This window comes from Chthoniobacterales bacterium (assembly GCA_039930045.1).
Classification (GTDB): Bacteria; Verrucomicrobiota; Verrucomicrobiia; order Chthoniobacterales; family DASVRZ01; genus DASVRZ01.
This window is the reverse complement of record JBDSQB010000007.1, coordinates 1-19,748: the sequence shown is the minus strand read 5'-3', so window position 1 is coordinate 19,748 and position 19,748 is coordinate 1. Positions and strand designations below refer to the sequence as shown.

12 protein-coding genes and 1 tRNA gene are annotated in these 19,748 nt (G+C 57.1%); 10 read left to right on the top strand and 3 right to left on the bottom strand.

Annotated elements, in window-relative coordinates; translation table 11 throughout:
- The first annotated feature begins 29 nt into the window (after nt 1-29).
- The 4 genes from ABIT76_06405 to ABIT76_06390 all read left to right on the top strand — a co-directional run bounded on the left by ABIT76_06405 (nt 30) and on the right by ABIT76_06390 (nt 8,596).
- Nucleotides 30-5,204 (top strand): DUF1800 family protein, encoded by a 5,175-nt coding sequence (locus ABIT76_06405; GenBank protein MEO7932771.1) that lies wholly within the window; start codon nt 30-32, stop codon nt 5,202-5,204.
- 18 nt (nt 5,205-5,222) lie between these two features.
- A complete protein-coding gene (locus ABIT76_06400) occupies nt 5,223-6,779 on the top strand; it encodes a DUF1501 domain-containing protein (GenBank protein ID MEO7932770.1) in 1,557 nt (518 codons plus the stop codon).
- A gap of 15 nt (nt 6,780-6,794) precedes the next feature.
- The gene (locus tag ABIT76_06395) at nt 6,795-7,340 is read left to right on the top strand and encodes a hypothetical protein (GenBank protein MEO7932769.1); all 546 of its coding nucleotides are present in this window, start codon (nt 6,795-6,797) and stop codon (nt 7,338-7,340) included.
- A gap of 83 nt (nt 7,341-7,423) precedes the next feature.
- Nucleotides 7,424-8,596 carry a hypothetical protein gene (locus ABIT76_06390; protein ID MEO7932768.1) on the top strand — a complete coding sequence of 391 codons (1,173 nt, stop codon included), beginning with the start codon at nt 7,424-7,426 and terminating at the stop codon, nt 8,594-8,596.
- A 29-nt stretch (nt 8,597-8,625) separates the two neighbouring features.
- Here ABIT76_06390 and ABIT76_06385 read toward each other — a convergent pair.
- Nucleotides 8,626-8,698: transfer RNA gene (locus ABIT76_06385), tRNA-Lys, on the bottom strand.
- 121 nt (nt 8,699-8,819) lie between these two features.
- Here ABIT76_06385 and hisH point away from each other — a divergent pair.
- The 6 genes from hisH to ABIT76_06355 are packed head-to-tail and all read left to right on the top strand — an operon-like array spanning nt 8,820 to nt 14,956.
- Nucleotides 8,820-9,422 carry an imidazole glycerol phosphate synthase subunit HisH gene (gene hisH / locus ABIT76_06380; protein MEO7932767.1) on the top strand — a complete coding sequence of 201 codons (603 nt, stop codon included), beginning with the start codon at nt 8,820-8,822 and terminating at the stop codon, nt 9,420-9,422.
- Entirely contained in the window at nt 9,422-10,189 is a 768-nt protein-coding gene (gene hisA / locus ABIT76_06375; GenBank protein ID MEO7932766.1) for a 1-(5-phosphoribosyl)-5-[(5-phosphoribosylamino)methylideneamino]imidazole-4-carboxamide isomerase, read from the top strand. The genes hisH and hisA overlap by 1 nt, the downstream gene beginning before the upstream one ends.
- Nucleotides 10,186-11,745, top strand: a complete 1,560-nt coding sequence (larC, locus tag ABIT76_06370) for a nickel pincer cofactor biosynthesis protein LarC (protein ID MEO7932765.1) — start codon at nt 10,186-10,188, stop codon at nt 11,743-11,745. Before hisA ends, larC begins: the two co-directional genes overlap by 4 nt.
- A 1-nt stretch (nt 11,746) precedes the next feature.
- On the top strand, nt 11,747-12,952 hold the full coding sequence (gene ilvA, locus ABIT76_06365) for a threonine ammonia-lyase (GenBank protein ID MEO7932764.1): 1,206 nt from the start codon (nt 11,747-11,749) through the stop codon (nt 12,950-12,952).
- Nucleotides 12,953-12,956: 4 nt separating this feature from the next.
- The gene (locus ABIT76_06360; GenBank protein ID MEO7932763.1) at nt 12,957-14,183 is read left to right on the top strand and encodes a hypothetical protein; all 1,227 of its coding nucleotides are present in this window, start codon (nt 12,957-12,959) and stop codon (nt 14,181-14,183) included.
- A complete protein-coding gene (locus ABIT76_06355) occupies nt 14,174-14,956 on the top strand; it encodes a hypothetical protein (GenBank protein ID MEO7932762.1) in 783 nt (260 codons plus the stop codon). Before ABIT76_06360 ends, ABIT76_06355 begins: the two co-directional genes overlap by 10 nt.
- Before the next feature lie 261 nt (nt 14,957-15,217).
- Here the strand turns inward: ABIT76_06355 and ABIT76_06350 are convergent, their stop codons facing one another.
- Nucleotides 15,218-17,152: a hypothetical protein gene (locus ABIT76_06350; GenBank protein MEO7932761.1), complete on the bottom strand. Its 1,935-nt coding sequence runs from the start codon at nt 17,150-17,152 to the stop codon at nt 15,218-15,220.
- Nucleotides 17,149-19,748: type ISP restriction/modification enzyme (locus ABIT76_06345; protein ID MEO7932760.1), on the bottom strand; the 2,600-nt coding region annotated here is incomplete at its 5' end. The genes ABIT76_06350 and ABIT76_06345, both read right to left, overlap by 4 nt.

The following is a 19,748-nucleotide window of genomic DNA, read 5'->3' as shown; positions in this document are numbered from 1 at the left end:
CTATCCGCTCGCTTTCAAATCTTCCCCCTATGCGCCGTCCTCTCCAAATGCTTCCGTGCATTCTGGCGTTGCTTCACTTTTTTTGTGCATCAATTCCGATCTACGCGCAGATCGATCCCCAGATTGACCAGACCGTTTGGAAAATGCTTTACGGCGTGACGGATGCGCAGATTTCAGATCCCGCCTGGCTGGCCGGTGATGATGATGGAGACGGCACTAGCAATGGCTCCGAGCTAGTCGCGGGAACGAATCCATTTACCACGAATTCTACTTTTAGAATTACCTCGGCTTTAGCCAGTGCCGACAGCCCGTCGATTACCTTTCCATCCATCACCGGGAAGCTTTATGCGCTACAGTTTTCAACCGATCTGACGGATGCATCCAGTTGGTCTGCATTTTCTCCCCCGATGCAGACGATGGGCAACGGAAGTCTCCTGACGTTTGTCCCGCCGTCACCTGACTTGGATCGGAATACTTTTTATCGAATCAATGTTCAGAACGTGGATAGCGATGCCGATGGAGTGAGCGATTGGGCGGAGACGATCACCGGTTTTGATGCGTCCGCTGATCACACCCACGGGGCTTTGGAAAATGATCATGCGGCGTTGCTCCACGATTTTATGCAGGAAAACGTCGTGACCGTCCGTGCGACGAAATCGACCGCCACTCAACCGGTCGATTCCACTACTCTCGCGACAGACACGGCTTCGATCACAATCACGCGGGGCGGCACCCTGCATTTCAGCGCCATTACGGTTCCGATCACCGTCACCGGCACGGCGGTGGCAGGAGTGGATTTCGCCTCACTACCCTCATTTGTCACGTTCCCCGCGAGGGTTGGCTCCATCACTCTAACCATCACGCCGCTGGCAAACTCCAGCCAGCAGACCAGCTCAACGGTGACCATTTCCGCCATGTCAGGAGGCGGCTACACGCTGGGTGGAACCAGCAGTGCCAGCGTCGTGATTGCGCCCTCGGGAAAACCGGCAGGGTCGGGCCTGACCGGGATGTATTTCAACGGCACCAGCACGGGCGCCAAGGCGGTGTCGCCTTACAATCCGGCGTTGTTTACCGGCACGCCAGCGTTGACGCGGGTCGATCCAACGCTCGACTACGTCTGGAGCAGCACAGCCTCGCCTTCTCCAGGGGTGGTGAATCCGACTTACTTTGGCGTGCGCTGGCAGGGACAAGTGCAGCCGCAATATTCGGAAACTTACACCTTCGATGTGGTGTCGGACGACGGTGTGAAATTGTGGGTGAATGGGCAGCTCATCCTCGATAGCTGGAGTTACATTGGGGCGGACCGTCTGGCCAACATTCCGCTCCAGGCGGGGGTGCTCTACGACATCCGGTTGGAATATTATCAAGCCGCCGGGGGTGACCAGATTCACCTCTATTGGTATAGCAACAGCCAGCCCAAACAAGTCATCCCGGCTTCACGACTTTATCCGTTGGCGACCACCGCAGCGCCTCCAGCGATCACGAGTCCAGCGACAGCGGTTGGGTTTGTTAACCAAGCCTTCACCTTCAACGTCACCGCCAGTGTTTCTGGTGGGCTGCTGGCCACATTTGCTCGAGGGATTGGGAGCGGACCTTTCCCGCCGGGGCTGACTTTGAATCCGACCACGGGCCAGATCAGCGGCATTCCGACCGCGGCGGGCAACTTCCAAGTGACTCTCACTGCCACGACTGCCAATGGCGTGGGTGCGTCGGTCCTCGACATTCAAATCCTTAATCTCGGCAGCGGCGTGACGCGCGAATTATGGCCCGGTCTGCCCGGAGCCAGCATCTCGGACATTCCACCAGCATTGTCCTCGCCGCCGCAGCCACCGGATAATGCGCTCGTCGCTCTGGAAGATTCCGCAGCCTACGGGAATAACACGGGTGAGCGGCTGCGCGGATATTTCGTCGCCCCAGCCACGGGAAATTATTATTTTTGGATCGCGGCCAGCAACAACGCCGAACTCTGGATTTCCAACGATGCGGAACCCGTCAATCTCGTGCGCCGTGCCTGGATCACCGCTCCGGGGACTACTTCGCAAAACTGGGCCGACGCCACACAGCCCCATCAAAAATCCCCATGGATCGCCCTCACAGCGGGGCAGAGTTATTATTATGAGGTGCTGCATAACACGGGCGGCTCCGGCGATTCCAGCCACGTGTCTGTCAGTTATCTGCTGGATCCTTTGGGAGCCACGGCCAATCCGCCTGCGGGTGCGACGCCGGCCCCGGGGTATTTGCTTTCCAAGTATGGCTATCCCACAACCGTGGGGGCAGAGGGTGATCTTTACGTCACCAATCTCTCGCCGCAAGGTTCTGCCGCCACCACGGCGACTGGTTCCGCCAATCTGAGAATGATGCCAGGCAATGCTCAGGCTATTCTTCACTTCAATTACAGTGGACTCTCCTCGCCACGCACGGCGTATCACATTCATATCGCGTCGGATCATTCCAGCAGCGGCCAGATTGTTTTCGATCTGGATGACATGGATAAATTCCATCCGGAACTCATCACTGAGGACGGAGGCTATATTTGGAATATCACGGATTCGGGGATCTACACAGCCGCCCAGATTGTGTCGGCCATTCAGCAGGGTCTGGCGTATCTGAATGTCCACACGGTGAATTATCCCTCTGGTGAAATCCGTGGATTTCTCTCCTTGGTCAAAGGCTCGCAGAAAGCACCTGTCCCGGTGCCAGATCCTAGTTTCACAGATGATCATTCCACGGATGCCGGAGCTGCGCGTTTCTTAAACCAAGCCGCCTTCGGGGCTGCGCCGTCCGACATGGCCATTGTGAAGAGCGGCGGATACGACGGCTGGATATCTAACCAACTCACATTGCCTGCCACTCATCTCCTTCCCGACGTGCAGGCACAGGCGGCCAGAATCGCCAGCAATCCCTACGCAAGCACCACGGTGGATAACGCCTGGTGGCGGGCCGCTGTCTTCGCGCCGGACCAGTTGCGCCAGCGCATGGCTTTTGCCCTGAGCCAGATACTCGTTGTTTCCGATACCAGCCAGACTTTGGCTATCCATGCGGATGGCCTCGCCTCGTATTACGATACTCTCGCAGACAACGCATTTGGTAACTTCCGCGATCTGCTCAAGGCCGTCACGCTTCATCCGACAATGGGTTTTTGGTTGAACATGCAGGGCAATGCTCCAGGCAATCTCGCCACGGGTTATCATCCCAATGAAAACTACGCCCGCGAGATCATGCAGCTTTTCTCCATCGGACTCAATCGTCTCTGGCCCGACGGTTCCCTTGTGCTCGACTCTCAGGGCAATCTGGTGCCGACCTACGATCAGGGCGTCATCACCAATGGATTTGCCCGTGTCTTTACCGGCTGGAACTGGAACCAAGCCCTCCAGACCAATGGTCAGTTGCCAAATAGTTTCTCTCCCCCATCCAACTTCACCGCTCCGATGGTGATGGTAAAAAAATACCACGAACTCGGCACCAAAACCTTGCTGGACAACGTCGTGCTTCCGGCTGCTTCCGGCTATAATCCGACTGGCGCTCCCGTCGCTGGCTCGCAGGCCGACCCCAGCACCGCTCTCTACGATAGCTATGGAACCCAGGATCTGGAGAGTACGCTGGACAGTATTTTCTATCATCCCAACACCGGCCCTTACATCTGCCGCCAACTCATCCAGCGACTCGTCGCCAGCCATCCGAGCCCGGCCTATCTCCAGCGCGTCGTCCAAGTCTTCAATGACGACGCATCCCCAAGCCACACTCGAGGAAATCTTGCCGCGGTTGTTCGGGCCATTCTGCTCGATGGTGAGGCTCGCGATGCCGCCTTGGCACAGGCATCCAACACTTGGGGAAAGCAACGCGAACCGCTGCTCAGAATCACCGGACCTGCCCGCACATTTCCTTTTGTTGCAAACAGCGGCACTTACAGCGAATCGGGAACGTCGGTCGTCACCGTTACCACCAACCAGCCGCACCGTCTTAGCGGAGGCGACGCCGTCGGCCTGGACTTCAGCGCCAACACCACAGGGAATCCTCCAGTGGCACCCACGAGCAATCCGTCGTCGGGCAGCTATACGGTCCTTTCCACTCCAGCGCCGACCGCCAACACTTTTGCGGTGACTGCCTCCGGCTTGTCTAACGTTGGTTACTCACAAGCAGCCAACTCCAATACTCTAACAATCAACACAAGCGGACCACCTGTCGGCGAAAAGGTTTACTTAAAATTCATCTCCGGCAGCAGCGTTCCTGAAGGGATCTATCTTGTGGCGAGTGTGCCAGATGCCAGTCACTTTACGATCACGACCGACGCCGCCCCGACTGCGGCTGTCAGCGGAACTGTCATCATGCCCAAGGCGACCGGTTATTACACTGTGACCAACTCCACCGGAAGCACGCTTACCGTGACGACTAGCTACAACAGCAATGTGAATGTGGGCGATCATTTCCAACTGCAAACTAGTCTGACTAAACTGGCGGATGCTGAGTTTGTAGTCAGCGGGATCATAGATGAACGAAAGTTTACAGTTTCCAACTCGACTGTTTACGAGGCAGAAACCAACCAGCCGTGCACGATTTATCCACTGGCTCCCCCGCCTTTGGTTCGCTCGGGAAATGTGAGCTTGGGGGCCAGTAAATTCGACATGGGCAATACCAATGCCTTGATCGGACAAACGCCGCTGAACGCGCCGACTGTATTCAACTACTTCTATCCCGACTACCAATACCCCGGCAGCCTTTCCGCCAATCACGTCACCACGCCGGAGTTCCAATTGACCACGGATACTAACATTGTGAATCTCACAAACACGATCTCCTCCACGATTTTAAGCTCTGCTAACACAAATGGTCTGAGCAGCTTCAAAAGCGGATCCATCAATCTCGATCTTGGCTCTTACATGACGGCCCCCTATGTTAGTGTAAGCACCACCTCTACTACCTCTGGAACGAAAGTAACCAGCACCACAACCACCACGGTGGATGCGACCGCGCTCGTGAATAAGCTGGGCGACATTCTGACGGGTGGAATGCTTACCCAGAGTTCCAAGGACGTCATCATCGCCTTCCTCAACAACACCACTTCGTTTCCACCAACCACGACTGCCACCGGAACCACCACTTCCCCTCCGTCCGCTCCTAGTCTTCCGACTACGAGCGCACGCGACAAAGTTCGTACCGCTGTGCAACTCATCCTTGTTTCGCCCGAATACGCCATTCAGAAATAACTCCAACTCTGCCGCGCCATGAGACCTCAAGACTACCCATCACTTCGCACGACTCGGCGCGGTTTTATTAGACAGGCTTTGTGCGCAGCCGTGGGCACCGCAGCTCTTTCCAACACCATTCGCGACTTGCGCTTTATCAACTCGGCGATGGCGCAGTCGGCTTCCACCATCACCGACTACAAGGCGCTCATCTGCGTCTTCCTGAACGGCGGCAACGATTCTAACAATCTCTTCATCCCGACCATACCATCGGAGTATGCCAACTACGCCTCGATCCGCACGCCTTCTCTCGCCATTCCTAACACCGATGGCAGTGGAGCCACGGCCCTGCCTCTCAACAACCTAACCAATGATGGACACACCTATGGAATTCATCCTGCATGCCCCGATCTTCAGAGGTTGTTCAATAGTGGAAAACTAGCTTCGATCTTCAACGTCGGCACGCTGGTTTATCCCGTTACGAAGGCGCAATACAAAGCCAAGTCCGTCGCGCTGCCGCCCCAGCTCTTCTCCCATGCGGACCAGCAGGTGCAATGGCAGACGTCGATTCCCGATCGGGCTCCCACCACCGGCTGGGGTGGTCGCTGCGCCGATCTTCTGGATACTTACAATCCAAAGAATGGTGCCAACAGCGTCCTCTCGATGTGCGTTTCCCTAGCAGGGGCCAATACTTTCGAAGTCGGCGGCACGGTGCAGCAATACTCCGTCTCCAGCAGCGGAGTGGTTTCCTTGAATAGCGCCCTCGGCCCGGCCAGCGCGCAGGCTGCGCGAACAAGCACGCTCAACGCATTGTTAGGAATCGACAAGGTGCAGCAAAACATGCTCACGGAAAACTATGCACTGGCCCTGGAGCATGCCCTGGCCAGCGGCACGGGACTAACAACGTCTCTCAACAATACCCAACTCGCATCGGCCTGGAGTTCGTTTCCAACGACTGTCACCGTGCCCAATGGAGGTGCCACCTTTGCATCGAGCTTGATGTCGCAGTTAAAGATGGTCGCCAAAATCATCGAGGCCGGTCAGCGATCTGCGGCAGCGGGCGGCTTGGGAATGAAGCGCCAAGTATTTTTTGTCCAGGTGGGCGGATACGATTTGCACACGGGCCAGACTAACAATTCCGGAAGCAGCACAGTTAACAATGCCAAGGTGATCATTGGTGCGCAGGCCAATCTTTTTGCCGAACTCAGCCAGGGTCTAAACGCCTTTCAAAATGCCATGATTCAAATTGGCGCACAGTATGGCGACGCGGATTTTGAGAAACGCGTCACCGCCTTCACCGCGAGCGACTTTGGGCGCACTCTGCCCAGCAACAGCCTCGGCAGCGATCATGGCTGGGGGAGTCATCACCTGGTGTTAGGCGGAGCCGTTCGCGGCCAGCGCTCCTACGGAAAATTCCCCGCTCTGGTAGTCGGTGGACCCGATGATACCAGCACAGGCCGATGGATTCCGACGACTTCCGTGGATCAGTTTGCCGCCACCATGGCCAGATGGTTTGGCGTGGACGATACCCACATGAGCACGGTGTTTCCTAACCTGGACCGTTTCTCAGCTCCAGACTTGGGATTCATGGGCTAGGAATTTGTTAGCATCATGAAGAAACCCACAAAACTCCTGTTGGTCTTTGCGGCGCTAGTGTTGGCGATTTTCCTATTTCTAACTTCGCAAAAAGCACAGCTTAACAAGTCGCCTTCTAAAGAGACTGCACTCACTTCGAAGAGTTCTCCTATTCTCTCCACATCGCAAGATTCACTGGCTACAGCCAAACCCGAAACAAAGAAAGTGCCGGTCGTTGCTGCAACGCAGACCAGCAGCACACCTGCTTCCGTTCTAACTCCAAAACAAATGGCGCAGATCGACTTGGACAAGGTTCGCCACATGATCACCGACTACCACACACTCATGGGAGAAAACCCCGTTGGCACCAACTCCGAAATCATGGCCGCGCTCAACGGAGGCAACCCCCGGCAAGCCAGACTGGGTCCGCCGGAAGGGTCGGAGTTGAATAAGAATGGCGAACTCGTGGATCGCTGGGGCACACCCTATTTTTTTCATCAGTTGAGCAAGGACACTATGGAAGTGCTCTCCGCAGGGGCAGACAAAATCATGTGGAACGACGACGACGAAATGGTTCGCTGATGACACGGCGATTCTTGCCAACATTGGCAGCGCTGTTACTCGGAATTCTATCTGGGCAAGCTCATGTCGCACTGCCGGAGAGCGTGCTGAATCCACGCACCGCAGCGGAAGCCTGGAACGTGATTCGGCTTAGTACTAGCAATGTGGCCCGGCTCCTCCAGGAGGATCGTCTGGCGGAGGTGCCAGACCAGATTTCCCTCTGCAGTCCGGCCTTGCGTGCCCTGGCTGCATTGCCGGATCAGAAGATCGCCAGCGAATCGGTGAAGGCGGCCATCTCCGTTAGCTCTCTGGCTCAGGCAAGTGTCACAGGCGACAAGGTTTTCGCGCGCAGCACCTTCGAAAATCTGCGTTCGACTTTGAGTCAAATGGCGGCGGCCTATGATCCGAAAATAACTAACTGCGACATCTATTTTTGTCCGATGCACCCGGATTTTTGCAGTCCAGACGCGAAGACTCTCTGTGAGAAATGTGGCATGAGCCTGGTGCAGCGCCGCATTCCCTACAGCTTTGTCTATGTGCCGCCTGGTGAGCCGTCGATTCAGATTCAGGCCACTGCTGACAAACCCCTGGCAGCCGGCTCTGAGTCCCACGTCCGCATTCTTCTAACCAAGCGCGACGGCTCCCCGGTTCTACCGGAAGATCTAACCGTGATGCACACGCAGCGGATTCATTTGTTAGTCATCGATCCCGCACTGGAGGACTACCATCACGAGCATCCGGTCTCCACCGGCACGCCTGGGGAATACGCTTTTTCTTTCACGCCTGCGACCAGCCAAAGCTACCGGATTTTTGCCGATCTCACTCCTGCGGAAAACGGCGTGCAGGAATACACTTTCTGCGATCTCGCCGGAACCAGTGCCAGCAAACCGGCGACCACCCACGACAGCACCTTCACCTCCTCCAGCGGCGGGTTCCGTTTCCAACTCACTATCGGGGATTCCAATGCAACTCCAGTCCGCGCGCAACAAGTGTCTGCGCTCCAGGTGAGCGTGAGCGATGCGCAAGGCCAGCCCGTGGCTAAATTGGAGCCAGTGATGAACGCCTTTGCGCATCTGGTTGGTTTCTACGACGACTACCGCACGGTCGTTCACCTGCATCCCGCCGGACCGGAAATTTTGAATCCAGAGTCACGCGGCGGCGCTTCGCTCGACTTCAAGTTCTATCCGCCAAAGGCAGGTTTCCTGCGCTTGTATTGCCAGGTCGTAATCGATGGAAAAACGATCTTCGCGCCTTTTAACGTGAACATTGCACCGTAACCAAGACGAGTTAGGAACGATGCTAAAAGTGGGACGTCCGGGGCTCGAACCCGGAACCTGGCGATTAAGAGTCGCATGCTCTACCAATTGAGCTAACGTCCCGTTTTTGGCGGGGTAAAGGTGTAACCTTCGCCAGTGGAGTTCGCAAGGGGAAATTGCAACCGGCCCATCGGTTCCGAGACATCGCTTGCCGGGGCGCGAGAACGAATGCTAGGTTGCGCGCATGATTGCGTTGATCGATTACGGCAGTGGAAATTTGCGTTCCGTGGAGAAGGCATTGCTGCACATCGGAGCCGAAGTCCGGCTGGTCGATTCTCCGGAAAAACTCGGCGCTCACGACGCGGTCGTGCTGCCCGGCGTTGGGGCTTTTGGCGATTGCGCAATGAACCTCCGGAGCCGCGGCCTCTGGGAGCCGATGCAGGATTGGCTGCACTCCGGACGCCCCTTTCTCGGCATCTGCGTGGGCTATCAACTGCTCTTCGAGGGCAGCGAAGAAAACCCCGGCGTGAGCGGACTTGGATTCTTCCCTGGACAGGTGCGGCGCTTCTCGACGCCACAGTTAAAAATCCCGCAAATCGGCTGGAACACCCTCGAAACGCAGCCCTCGCCGCTCTGGAAAGGGCTGCCGCAGAACCCGTTCGTCTTCTTCGTGCACTCGTTTTTTCCCACACCCACCGACTCGTCTGTCGTCAGTGCCACCACGGAATATGGTGAGTCCTTTGCCGCCGCCGCCTCGAAGGACAACGTCCACGGCGTCCAATTCCACCCGGAAAAAAGTCAGGCAAATGGCTTGCGCATTCTCCAGAATTTCGTGGAATCGGTCTGATGCAACTTTATCCAGCAATCGATCTCATGGGCGGCGAAGTCGTGCGCCTCAAACAAGGCCGGGCCGACCAGAAAACGGTCTATTCCAACGACCCCGTGGCGTTCGCCAAACGCTGGGAAACCGAGGGCGGCGACTGGCTGCACATCGTCGATCTCGACGCCGCATTCACCGGAGAACATCGCAATCTCAACTCCGTAAAAGCCATCGTGGAAGCGGTCGGCATTCCCTGCGAACTCGGCGGCGGGATGCGCTCGGTGAAAGCCATCGAGGCCGCGCTCAAAGTCGGAGTCTCCCGGGTGGTCATCGGCACGAAAGCCTGCGAGTCACCGGATTTCATTTTCGACCTCATTTCGCTCTTCGGAGCCGACCAGATCGCCATCGGGATCGACGCCAAGGACGGCGAAGTCTCCCTGCGCGGCTGGACCGCTGGCTCGGGTATCAAGGCCACGGAACTCGCCCGCCAAATGATCGACATGGGAGTCCAGACGATCATCTACACCGACATCGCTACGGATGGGATGTTGACCGGGCCCAACATTCCCGCGCTTCAGGAAATGCTGGCCGCCGCACCTTGCGAGCTCATCGCCAGCGGCGGTGTCGGCACTGCGGCAGACGTTCACCGGCTGCGCGAGATCCCCGGCATTCACGGCGTGATCATTGGCAAGGCGCTCTACGACGGCGCGTTTACCCTGTCGGACGTCGCCGATCCGGCGGATAATGACGCCGACGCCGACGCCGACGTTGCCACCCACACAGAAATCTTATGAAAGTCCTCTATCTCGACTGTTTTTCCGGCATCAGCGGCGACATGATGGTCGGCGCGCTGACCGATCTCGGAGTGCAGCCGTCCACCTTTGAATGGGAGCTTTCCAAAGTGGAACTCGGCGACTTCCACATGCATTTCGAGCGTCAATCGCGGCAGAATGTGACTGGCATCAAGTTCGGCATTCACGAGGGCGCCACCCACACGCACGCCCAGGATGAACCCTCGGAACACGTCCACACCCCCGGCTGTGAGCAGCATCATCATGAGCACGGAGAGCATTGCGATCACAGTCACGATGAGTCGGTGCCCGAGACGGCTTACGGCCACGAGGAGAGGCCCCACGTGCATGGACCCGGCTGCCATCACGATCATCATGAGGAAGAGGAACACCACCATCACGAGGCAACGGAGCCTCACGTCCATGGTCCGGGTTGCCAGCATGGACATGGCGATGAACACGTTCACCGCCAATACGGGCACGAGGAGCACGAACCCCACGTCCACGGGCCAGAATGCGAGCACGGCCACCACGATGATCATCACGTAGAACACGGCCACGAGCATTCGCACGAGGAGCACGAACATGGCCGGAGCCATCGCGAAATCCGCGAATTGATCACCGCCAGCACGCTCTCCGATTTTGTGAAGGAGAAATCCCTCGCCATCTTCCAGCGCATCGCCGTCGCCGAGGGAAAAATCCACGGCATGGCCCCCGCCGACGTCACGTTTCACGAAGTCGGCGCGCTCGACTCCATCGCAGACATCATTTGCACCTGCGTCGGCATCGAGGCGCTCGGCGTCGAGGAGGTCATCGTCTCGAAATTGTTCGATGGCTCAGGCTGGGTCAATTGCGCGCATGGACGTTTCCCCGTTCCCTCGACTGCCACCTTGGAGATTCTCGCTGGCATCCCCTTCTCGCAGATCGACGAGCCGTTTGAATTTATCACGCCCACCGGCGCGGCGATCGTGGCGGAATTTGGCAGCGGCTTCACCAACATGCCGGAGCTCACCGTCGAGAAAGTCGGCTACGGCATCGGCACGCGAAAACTCGAGTCACGGCCCAATGTCCTGCGCGCCGTCCTCGGCACCTTGGATAAAAAAAAAAGCCCTGACTTAGCGGGTGAGCTAGTCATTCAAGTCGAGACCAACCTCGACGATCTCTCCCCCGAAATCACCGGGAGCCTGGTCGGGCGATTGCTGGAAATGGGCGCTCTCGATTGCTATCTAACTCCGGTGCAAATGAAGAAGAATCGTCCCGGCGTTCTTCTCACCGTGCTCACCACCGCGGAACTTCTGACTAACATCCAGGACTTCATCTTTCGCGAGACGACTTCCTTTGGAATGCGCATGAGCGAAAAGCAGCGCGTGATTCTGGACCGTGAATTTCGCGATGTTAGCACCGCTTACGGCGAGGTTAGAATCAAACTCGGCTCACGCGACGGCCACATCCTTCAGCGCGCACCGGAGTTTGAATCGTGCCGCGTGTTGGCTGACAAAACCGGCGTGCCCTTGCGCGACATTTTCACCGCCGCCACCATCGCCGCGCAGGCTCTCTAACATGATCACTATCCAGGACATTCGCGACGCGCACGACCGCATCGCCGACAGCATTTGCCTCACGCCGTGCCTTGAATCCATCGCGCTCTCGGAGCTCACCGGGTCGCGTGTCTTCGTGAAGTTTGATAACAAACAGCGCACCGGCAGCTTTAAGGAACGCGGCGCACGCAACGCCCTGCTGCTTCTAACATCGGAGCAAAAGCAGCGCGGCGTCATCGCGGCCTCCGCGGGCAATCACGCGCTCGGCATGGCGTATCACGGCGGATTGTTAGGAGTGCCCGTCACCGTCATCATGCCCATCGCCGCGCCGCTGATTAAGATCAGCACCTGCGAAAGCATGGGCGCGCGCGTCATTTTGCACGGACGCTCCTTCGACGAGGCCCGCGACCATGCGCTCGATATCGCCGCCCGCGAAAACCTCCGCTACATCAACGGCTTCAACGACCCGGAAATCATCGCCGGCCAGGGCACGATCGGACTCGAACTCCTCTCGCAAGTCCCCGAGATGGACGCCGTGATCGTGCCCATCGGCGGCGGCGGACTCGTCGCGGGCACGGCCACGGCCATTCATGCGAGCCGACCGGAAGTCGCCATTTACGGAGTGCAATCGGCCCATGCCCCCGGCTACAACGCCTCGCTTTCCAGCCCCGCTCCCGTCGCCGTCGAGACCCGGCCCACGCTTGCCGACGGCCTCTGCGTTTCCGTGATGGGCGACCTCGCGTTTTCCATCGCGCGGCAGCATGTGAGGAAAACTGTGGAAGTCACCGAGGACGAAATCGCGCTCGCCATCCTGCGCGCCGTCGAGAAGGAAAAGGAAGTCGTCGAAGGCGCGGGCGCAGCGGGACTTGCAGCGTTATTGGCTGGCAAACTCCCCGAACTCCGCGGCCGCACCGTCGTCCTCCTTTTCTGCGGGGGAAACATCGACCCGCTCGTCCTCGGCCGCGTGATCGACAAAGGCCTCGCCGCCGACGGTCGCCTCGCCCGTTTTCGCACCAAGGTGATCGACCGTCCGGGCGGGCTCGCGGACCTCTCGCGCCTGATCGCCGACGAGGGCGCGAACATCATCGAGATCTACCACGACCGCACCTTCAGCGGCCCCGACGTCTTTGCCGTCCGCGTCGTTTGCACCGTCGAGACACGCGGGGCCGACCACCTCGCCCGCCTCCGAAATGCACTGGCAGCGGCCGGTTATCCTATGGTTTTGTAGAGGGATGATCCAGGAAACCAGCCCGCCGTGGCTCCAGATTCTTTCGCCGGAATGGTATCTGGCGCGCCACCCGGAAGTCGTTGAGAGCGGTCTGACTCCGCTGGAGCATTACGCGCAGATCGGGTTTCGCAAAAAATGGTCGCCGCATCCCTTGTTCGACGTGAAATGGTATCGTCGCACCTATCCCGACACCGCGTCGAACCGGGTGAACCCCATCGTCCAATACTTCGACCAAGGCGCGGCGAACGGGCGCGACCCGCATCCGCTTTTCGACACCGCCTGGTATCTGGTGCGGCATCCCGAGCTGGCCGACAGCGGGGAAAATCCCCTGCTCCATTACATCGCGCGGCATGGCACCGACTGGCGTCCGCTGGTCCCGGCGTTGGTGGAAAAAATCCGCCGCATCCAGCACGACCCGGCTTCCTGGCCACCGGTAACTCTGCCCACCGCAGAGGCCGGCATCGTCATTTCCGCCTCGGGCAAACTCTTCCGCCCGCTCCATGCCAACCTCCGGCTCATCCGCCGCCAGGGCTGCGCGCTGCCCATCGACGTCTGGCATTTGCCCGGTGAATTCACTGCCACTCAACTCACGGCGCTGCGGCCCCACGCCCGCTTCGTCGAGGCGGCGGGCACTCCCTTCGAGGGCTTGTCCGGGCACCACGAAGTCCATGGGTTCAAGGCCTGGATGCTCTCCCAGTCGCGCTTTCGGAAAACACTCATGCTCGACGTCAATTCGTTTCCCCTGCAAGACCTCGCCGCCCTCTTTGCGTCGTCCCCCGGCTGCCTGCTCTGGCGCGACGGCCCCTGGGGTTGCTGCGCGGAGAAGACCGCTTTTCTGCGTCAATCGCTCGGCCTGCCTGTGCCGGATTGCGAGTTTGAGTCGGGTCAGCTCCTCGTGGACCGGGGCCGGCCCGACGTGCGCGAGGCGTTGCGTCTGGCCGCCGCGCTGAACACCCTCGGAAGCCGCCTTTACGCCTGCACTTATGGCGACAAGGAAACGTATGCCCTCGCCTGCGATCTGCTCGGCGTGCCGTATGCCATCGCGCCGGAGCCGCAGCCCTTTCGTCATGCGGAATCGGTCAAGACCAACAGCGGCGTGCTCCAGCCCTGGCTCGATGGGTCGCCCCTCTTTTATCATCCGCTGAGCGACCGCGAACTCTGGTGGCACTACCACCCCGACTGGGCCGCGCTCGCCGAGGAAGCCCGAACTGCGGAGGCCGCGTGTCTGTAGGCATCATCGGCCTGGGCATGGTTGGCGGCGCGATGTGGCGCGGGTTCTGCTCATTGAGCCGCGAGGTCTGCGGCTATGATATCGATCCGACTCGCTCGCCGGATTCCCTGGAAAAAACGCTCGCACAAGACGTCGTCTTCATCGCCGTGCCCTCGCCGGTCGATGCCGCAGGCGTGTGCGATCTTTCGGCCATTCGCTCCGTGCTCGCCCAGGCTGCGGAACAACAAATCCCCGGCAGCATCGTCCTGCGATCCACCGTTCCCGTCGGCACGACGGATGCCTTCCTGGCGGCATTTCCCACACTCCGGCTCGGCTTCAGCCCGGAGTTCTTGCGGAGCGAACGCGCCGATGCCGACTTCCTCCACCCCGTGCTCACCGTCTATGGCGGCGACCACGCGAACGCCTTTTTCCAAGCGATGGATAGCCTCTGCGATAGCCCTGCCACCCGAATCATTCTCACCACTCGCGAGGCGGAACTGGTAAAGCTTTTCCTCAACAGCTTCGCCACCGTCAAAGCCGTCTTCGCCTCGCAACTCGCGCAATTCGCCGAGAGCCGCGGCCTCGATTGGACCCGCGTCATCGCCGCCGCGCAACACGATCCGCGCGTGGGCCACGGCTATCTTTCCAGCCACGGCCCCGACGGACTCCCCGGAGTCGGCGGCCATTGCCTGCCGAAGGATGGCCGGATGCTCATGAACCAACTCGCCCCCGGCTCCCTCCTGGAAGCGGCTCTGGACATCAACGCCCGATTGCGGGCTTCCTCCTCTCTTTAACAGTATTTAATCGGCGTCTGCCGCCCGTGGAATTGCGATAGATCGGGGTGTGTGACGTAGGGCGCGAGATCGTCCATGTGCGGACAGGGAAGACAGATGGAGAGAAGATCATGCTAAAGAGAATCGCCTTCGAGAAGCCGCTGGTTGCCTGGGATAACGGTAAGTCACTTGGGGTTTGAGCGACTACATTAGCTCCAAATGATAGAAAGAGAAAATCAAGGATTACGGTTAACAACGCCTGTCAGCCTGAATGGAGCAAATCTAAAAATCTGTTCTGAACAACCGTTCCTTTTGATTGGAAGCATCAAGAAGCAAAACCGTTTCTTTAGACTGTTGATATCTTGCTGGTGGTGGCTCCGTAGTTGTTAAAATCACCTGAAATGGGGATTGAAGGGTTTCGCTTTCCAAGCTTTTTAAATGATGAAAGATTCTCTGGTAAGGAATGGGATGCATGTCTGCCTCTCTGGGGCTATCAAAAATTATAAACCGCGGGTGGTGTCCTTTACCAAGGATCGACATACGCAAAACCGCTATATCGAACGCGAGGGTTTTTAAAGTATCGATTGCTCCACTAGATAACTCCCCTCGATAATCGGCATGCAAGGAGATTTCTTCTCGTGTGAATCTACAGCGTGCTTCGATACCGCTGCCAAGAAACGCTTTTAGGGTAGACTCGTAAACGCTGGAAAAATCGGAGAGTTGATTTTTTTGCCGCTCTTGTAGAGCCTCTTGTTTCAGTTTTGATTCTTCTATTTCCACCTCCAACTTCTTTTCGCACGCCTCCAGTTTCTCAATTCGGTCACAAGCGGCCACTGCTTGATCAGCACGAAAAATGGTTAAAGTATGATTCGCTGTGACTTCTGAATATTCGTTCCTTATTTGGCTAGCCTGTTGTTCAGCCGATGCGATTTTCAACCTCAGATCATCAACCGCATCTTCTAACTTGCCTTTAGCCTCTTTAATTGGAACTAGAGCAATCTGGAGGTTCTGAATTATTGATTTCGCTGCCTCTTCAATCGCAAGAAAGTCTGGCTTGAGAGATGACGCTGAAGACTCTGGTTCAAATTCCTGCCGAAGCGGACAGCGAAAGCGTGCTATTGAGATCGGAACCCGACAATGCTGATCCGTAGGTCGCAGGTTTTCCCAAAATCGATCATATGCCGCCTCTGTCCCGTCATTTTTTGCTTCTTCCAAACTCGTTTGCTGCTTTTCTAGATAATCTTGAAGCTCTTTTTCCTGAAACTTCTTGGCTCCAAGGTCTTGATTTAACTCGTTCAGTTTCCGTTGAAGTTCTCCAACGTTCAAAGCCTGTTCCGAAATCTTTAACGGCAATAATTCTGCATCACGTTTTGTTTGCGCAAGTCGTCGTATGGTGTCCACAAACAAGGAACCTGCAACATCAGGAACTTCCTGCGGGTATAGCGCACTACGCAAAGAGGATAGTCCCTGTTGCAAGTTACGACGCTCAAAGTCAAGTTCATCTGGAATAGCGCTGAGTTCCTTTTCCAGCGGTGAGCGCTTTTCGATTTCTTTCCTAACAAGATCGTCCACAAGATGTAGAGAGTCTCGAATTAGAAATCTCTTTTGGGCTGCTGACATTTCTGGACTTCCGTGGTCGCTGGATTGATGGCGCCAATCCAAAAGGCCTGATAAACGACATTCTTGATCCCGGCTCATCCATTCTAGGAGATGTCCAAATGTGATCGGCTCCTTTTCTGACGGAAACTCGTGCAATGGAAAGGGCGCAATCACAAGTTCTTCAAGTGCCTTGCGAAACTCTGCGAAGGGAAGCAGATCCTCTTCACCTATGAAAATGCTCTCTACCGTATCGGTTTGAAGTGCAACCGGGTGAGGACCGGAACGAAAAGCGCGGGCGACAATCCATGAAGTTTGGTCCACCCAAATTTTGGCTACCACCCACCCATTCTCAAACGCTTTCAGAATTCGATCGCGCATAAATCGCGATCCATAGTGTCTTTCACCAAGAACAAATCGAATCAAACGGCACAAGGAAGTTTTGCCTGCGGCATGCCCGCCGAAGCCCGGCAATTCGGGCTCCGTTTCCGAAGAGACGGTAGCCCAAACAATGTTTAGCCCTTGCCGAAAGGTGATCTTTCTAACTTCCTCTTTGACGTCCGGCGAGAACGAGCGGAGGATTCGTAATTCTTCTATCCAGATTATTGGGGAAGTATTCATGCAAGCAGTTTTTCCAGTTCATAGAAATCCGTTGACGCATTGTGCATAAATTCCTCCATGTCTACGATCTCCGGTCGTTGTTTAAGCATGGCTAGGATTGCCGCTGCATCATATGCGCGCCATTTCCCCGGCGTAACGAAAAGATTTTTGGACAGTGTTAAGCAGATGCAGCCATTTACTTCCTCACGTTTCAGCTGTCCGTTAATCGCAAGTGATTCCAAGACTTCACGAAAAACTCCCGGGTTGATGGGCTCCGTTGCAAGCGACGTTTCCCATATGGTAGTATCGCTGCCTACCACAACCTCAAGTTCCGTGCGATATTTTGAAATCTCAAGGACGACAAGATGGGCCTCCCAGAGAAGCGGCAAAGTAAGTTTATTGCGGGAGTACCTAACGGCGGCGACCACAAATTCGAGCCAGTAGTTGCGAGAAACAGTGAGAGGTATGCGTTTTTCCGTGGGAAGTTTGAGAGTGTCTGCTGCAAATGCGCCCGGCCAACCACCATGATGCCCAATTACTATATCGATTTCGACCATGAGGCGGATGGTTTCGGCTAGGGCGACGACGATTTTTTGGTAATGAGCGAGGTCTTCTTGGGTGAGTTCCCGGCCTTTACGGTCTTTGAGCCATTTCTGGCAGACCTGGTAGCCGCCGATGTGAAAGTTCCACACCTCCTCGCGCACGCCGCGAAAGCCGGTAGTCTGGGTTTTGTCGAGCCAGACGGTGTTTTTGGACCACGAGATTTTTTCGACCTTCGGGTTCCGGTCGCCGATGAACTCGGTGATGGGCTGGGCGAGCTTGGGCGATTCCAGCAGGTGCAGGGCGGTGAGTTCGCCGCCGAGCCGGGCCAGCGCGCGGAAGAGCTGCTGATTCCCGGTCAACGGCAGGCGCGGGAAATCGATCTTCAGAAACTCCGCGTAGCGGCTCCGGTAGCCGGGACTGTGAAACACCGCGTAGGCGTAGTGGAAGATGTCTTCGGGCGTCAGGCCGGTGGGTAGGCCGTGCGGCTTTGTCTGCTGAAGTCCGAGATTTGCTGCCAAAGCTTTCAAGAAAGAATGCGAAAAGTTTGGCTGCTTAGAAGCAGATAACTTCAAGGCCTGATCGTCAAGTAACAGGTAGAGTGGAAAGGATGAACTAGCGTCATAGACGGCAGCAATTTTCCTCTCCGGAATGTCGGCGGTGCAAAGAGCCGCGAAGTCCTCTTTGGATTGCCGGTTTGTGATGAGACACAGATTCGGACGCAGCATGTGACCGAGGACTTCGGGGCGCGGCCAATCAACCATTCGCTTGTCGTAAAGGATAACCCTCGAATCGAAAGGACGGTAAAGGCACTTCCTAATGCGTCTCCGCCAATCCGGATCTGCACGCAGAACGCGACGTGCATTTGAGAGCGACCATTGTCTTGTGTCTCCGGCTGCGTAGTCAGCAACGACCTTTCCTGGGAACAACTCGTTGCGAACTTCTGTATCGGAGCGCTCCTTTGCTAGAAACCACTCTAGTCGCTTCTCTAACTCGGCTTTGTCGAAGGCCACAACAAGGTGATCGCGCGAGCTTTGAAAACCGAGGCCGAAGCAAGGCATCGCCTCAGTAAGCTTGAATCCTGCGTCGTATTCAGCGCGACAGTCAGTGTTTTGGGGCTCAAAGAAATAAAACGGAGCGTCAGGTGTTAACTCCGCAAAATTGGTAGTGGTGACCCGATGTTGGTCGAACCAGTCATACTTCGATTGTTGCGACCCCCACACGTCCGTATGTTCGACAGCGGGTAAACCGCCGCCGCGCGTTGCAAGGCAGATAGCGACGCCTTGCCGAATGTCGAAGACGTTCTTGTCGTCAATGCCATCGGGCGGCTGTTCGCGCTTGTTCGCGTTGCCGTGAAGATCGAGCACCCGAAGGCGAGAGAATGTCGCCATGAGGCTCTGCCGCATCCCTCGGAAGGTCGGGTTATCGAGATAGCCATGATTCGTGATGTAGCCAAAGACTCCAACACCAGCGTTGTCGATGGTGGCCTGCGCTTTGCGGATGAATTTAACGTAGTCGTCCTGGAGCCAAAGTTTGCGTTCGTTTAGCGCAGCGCCGTCCACCTTTCTGTATGCGTCCACCATTCGCTGCGCAGTCTCAGACATGTTCGAAGAGACACCCGCATACGGTGGGTTGCCGATGACGACGGTGAAGCGCTTGTGCCGTTTAATTTCGTTCACGGCGGCGGCTTCGTGGGCGAGGGCGTCGAAGCCAATGAGCGGGAGCTGTTTCACCCACGGTTCCAGCGCGTTGGTGAGGTAGATGCGGGCGCGTTCCTCAGTGCCAAAGCGGTAGCCGGTCTCGGCGAGCTTGAGGCCGATTTTCATGTGGGCGATGGCGTAGGGGGCCATCATCAGCTCGAAGGCGTGGAGGCGCGGGAGGAGGTGCTGCGGGACGTAGTCGTTCCACGCGGCGCGCAGCTGGGCGTCGGTGAGGCGCTGCTGCTTCCACTTCGCCGCGAGGGTGCGGTGGATGACGGCGATGACTTCGACGAGGAAGGTGGCGGTGCCGGTGGCCGGGTCGAGGATTTGGACGAAGGGTTCGTCCGGGGAGATGGTGCGCTTTTCGCCCGGCTCGT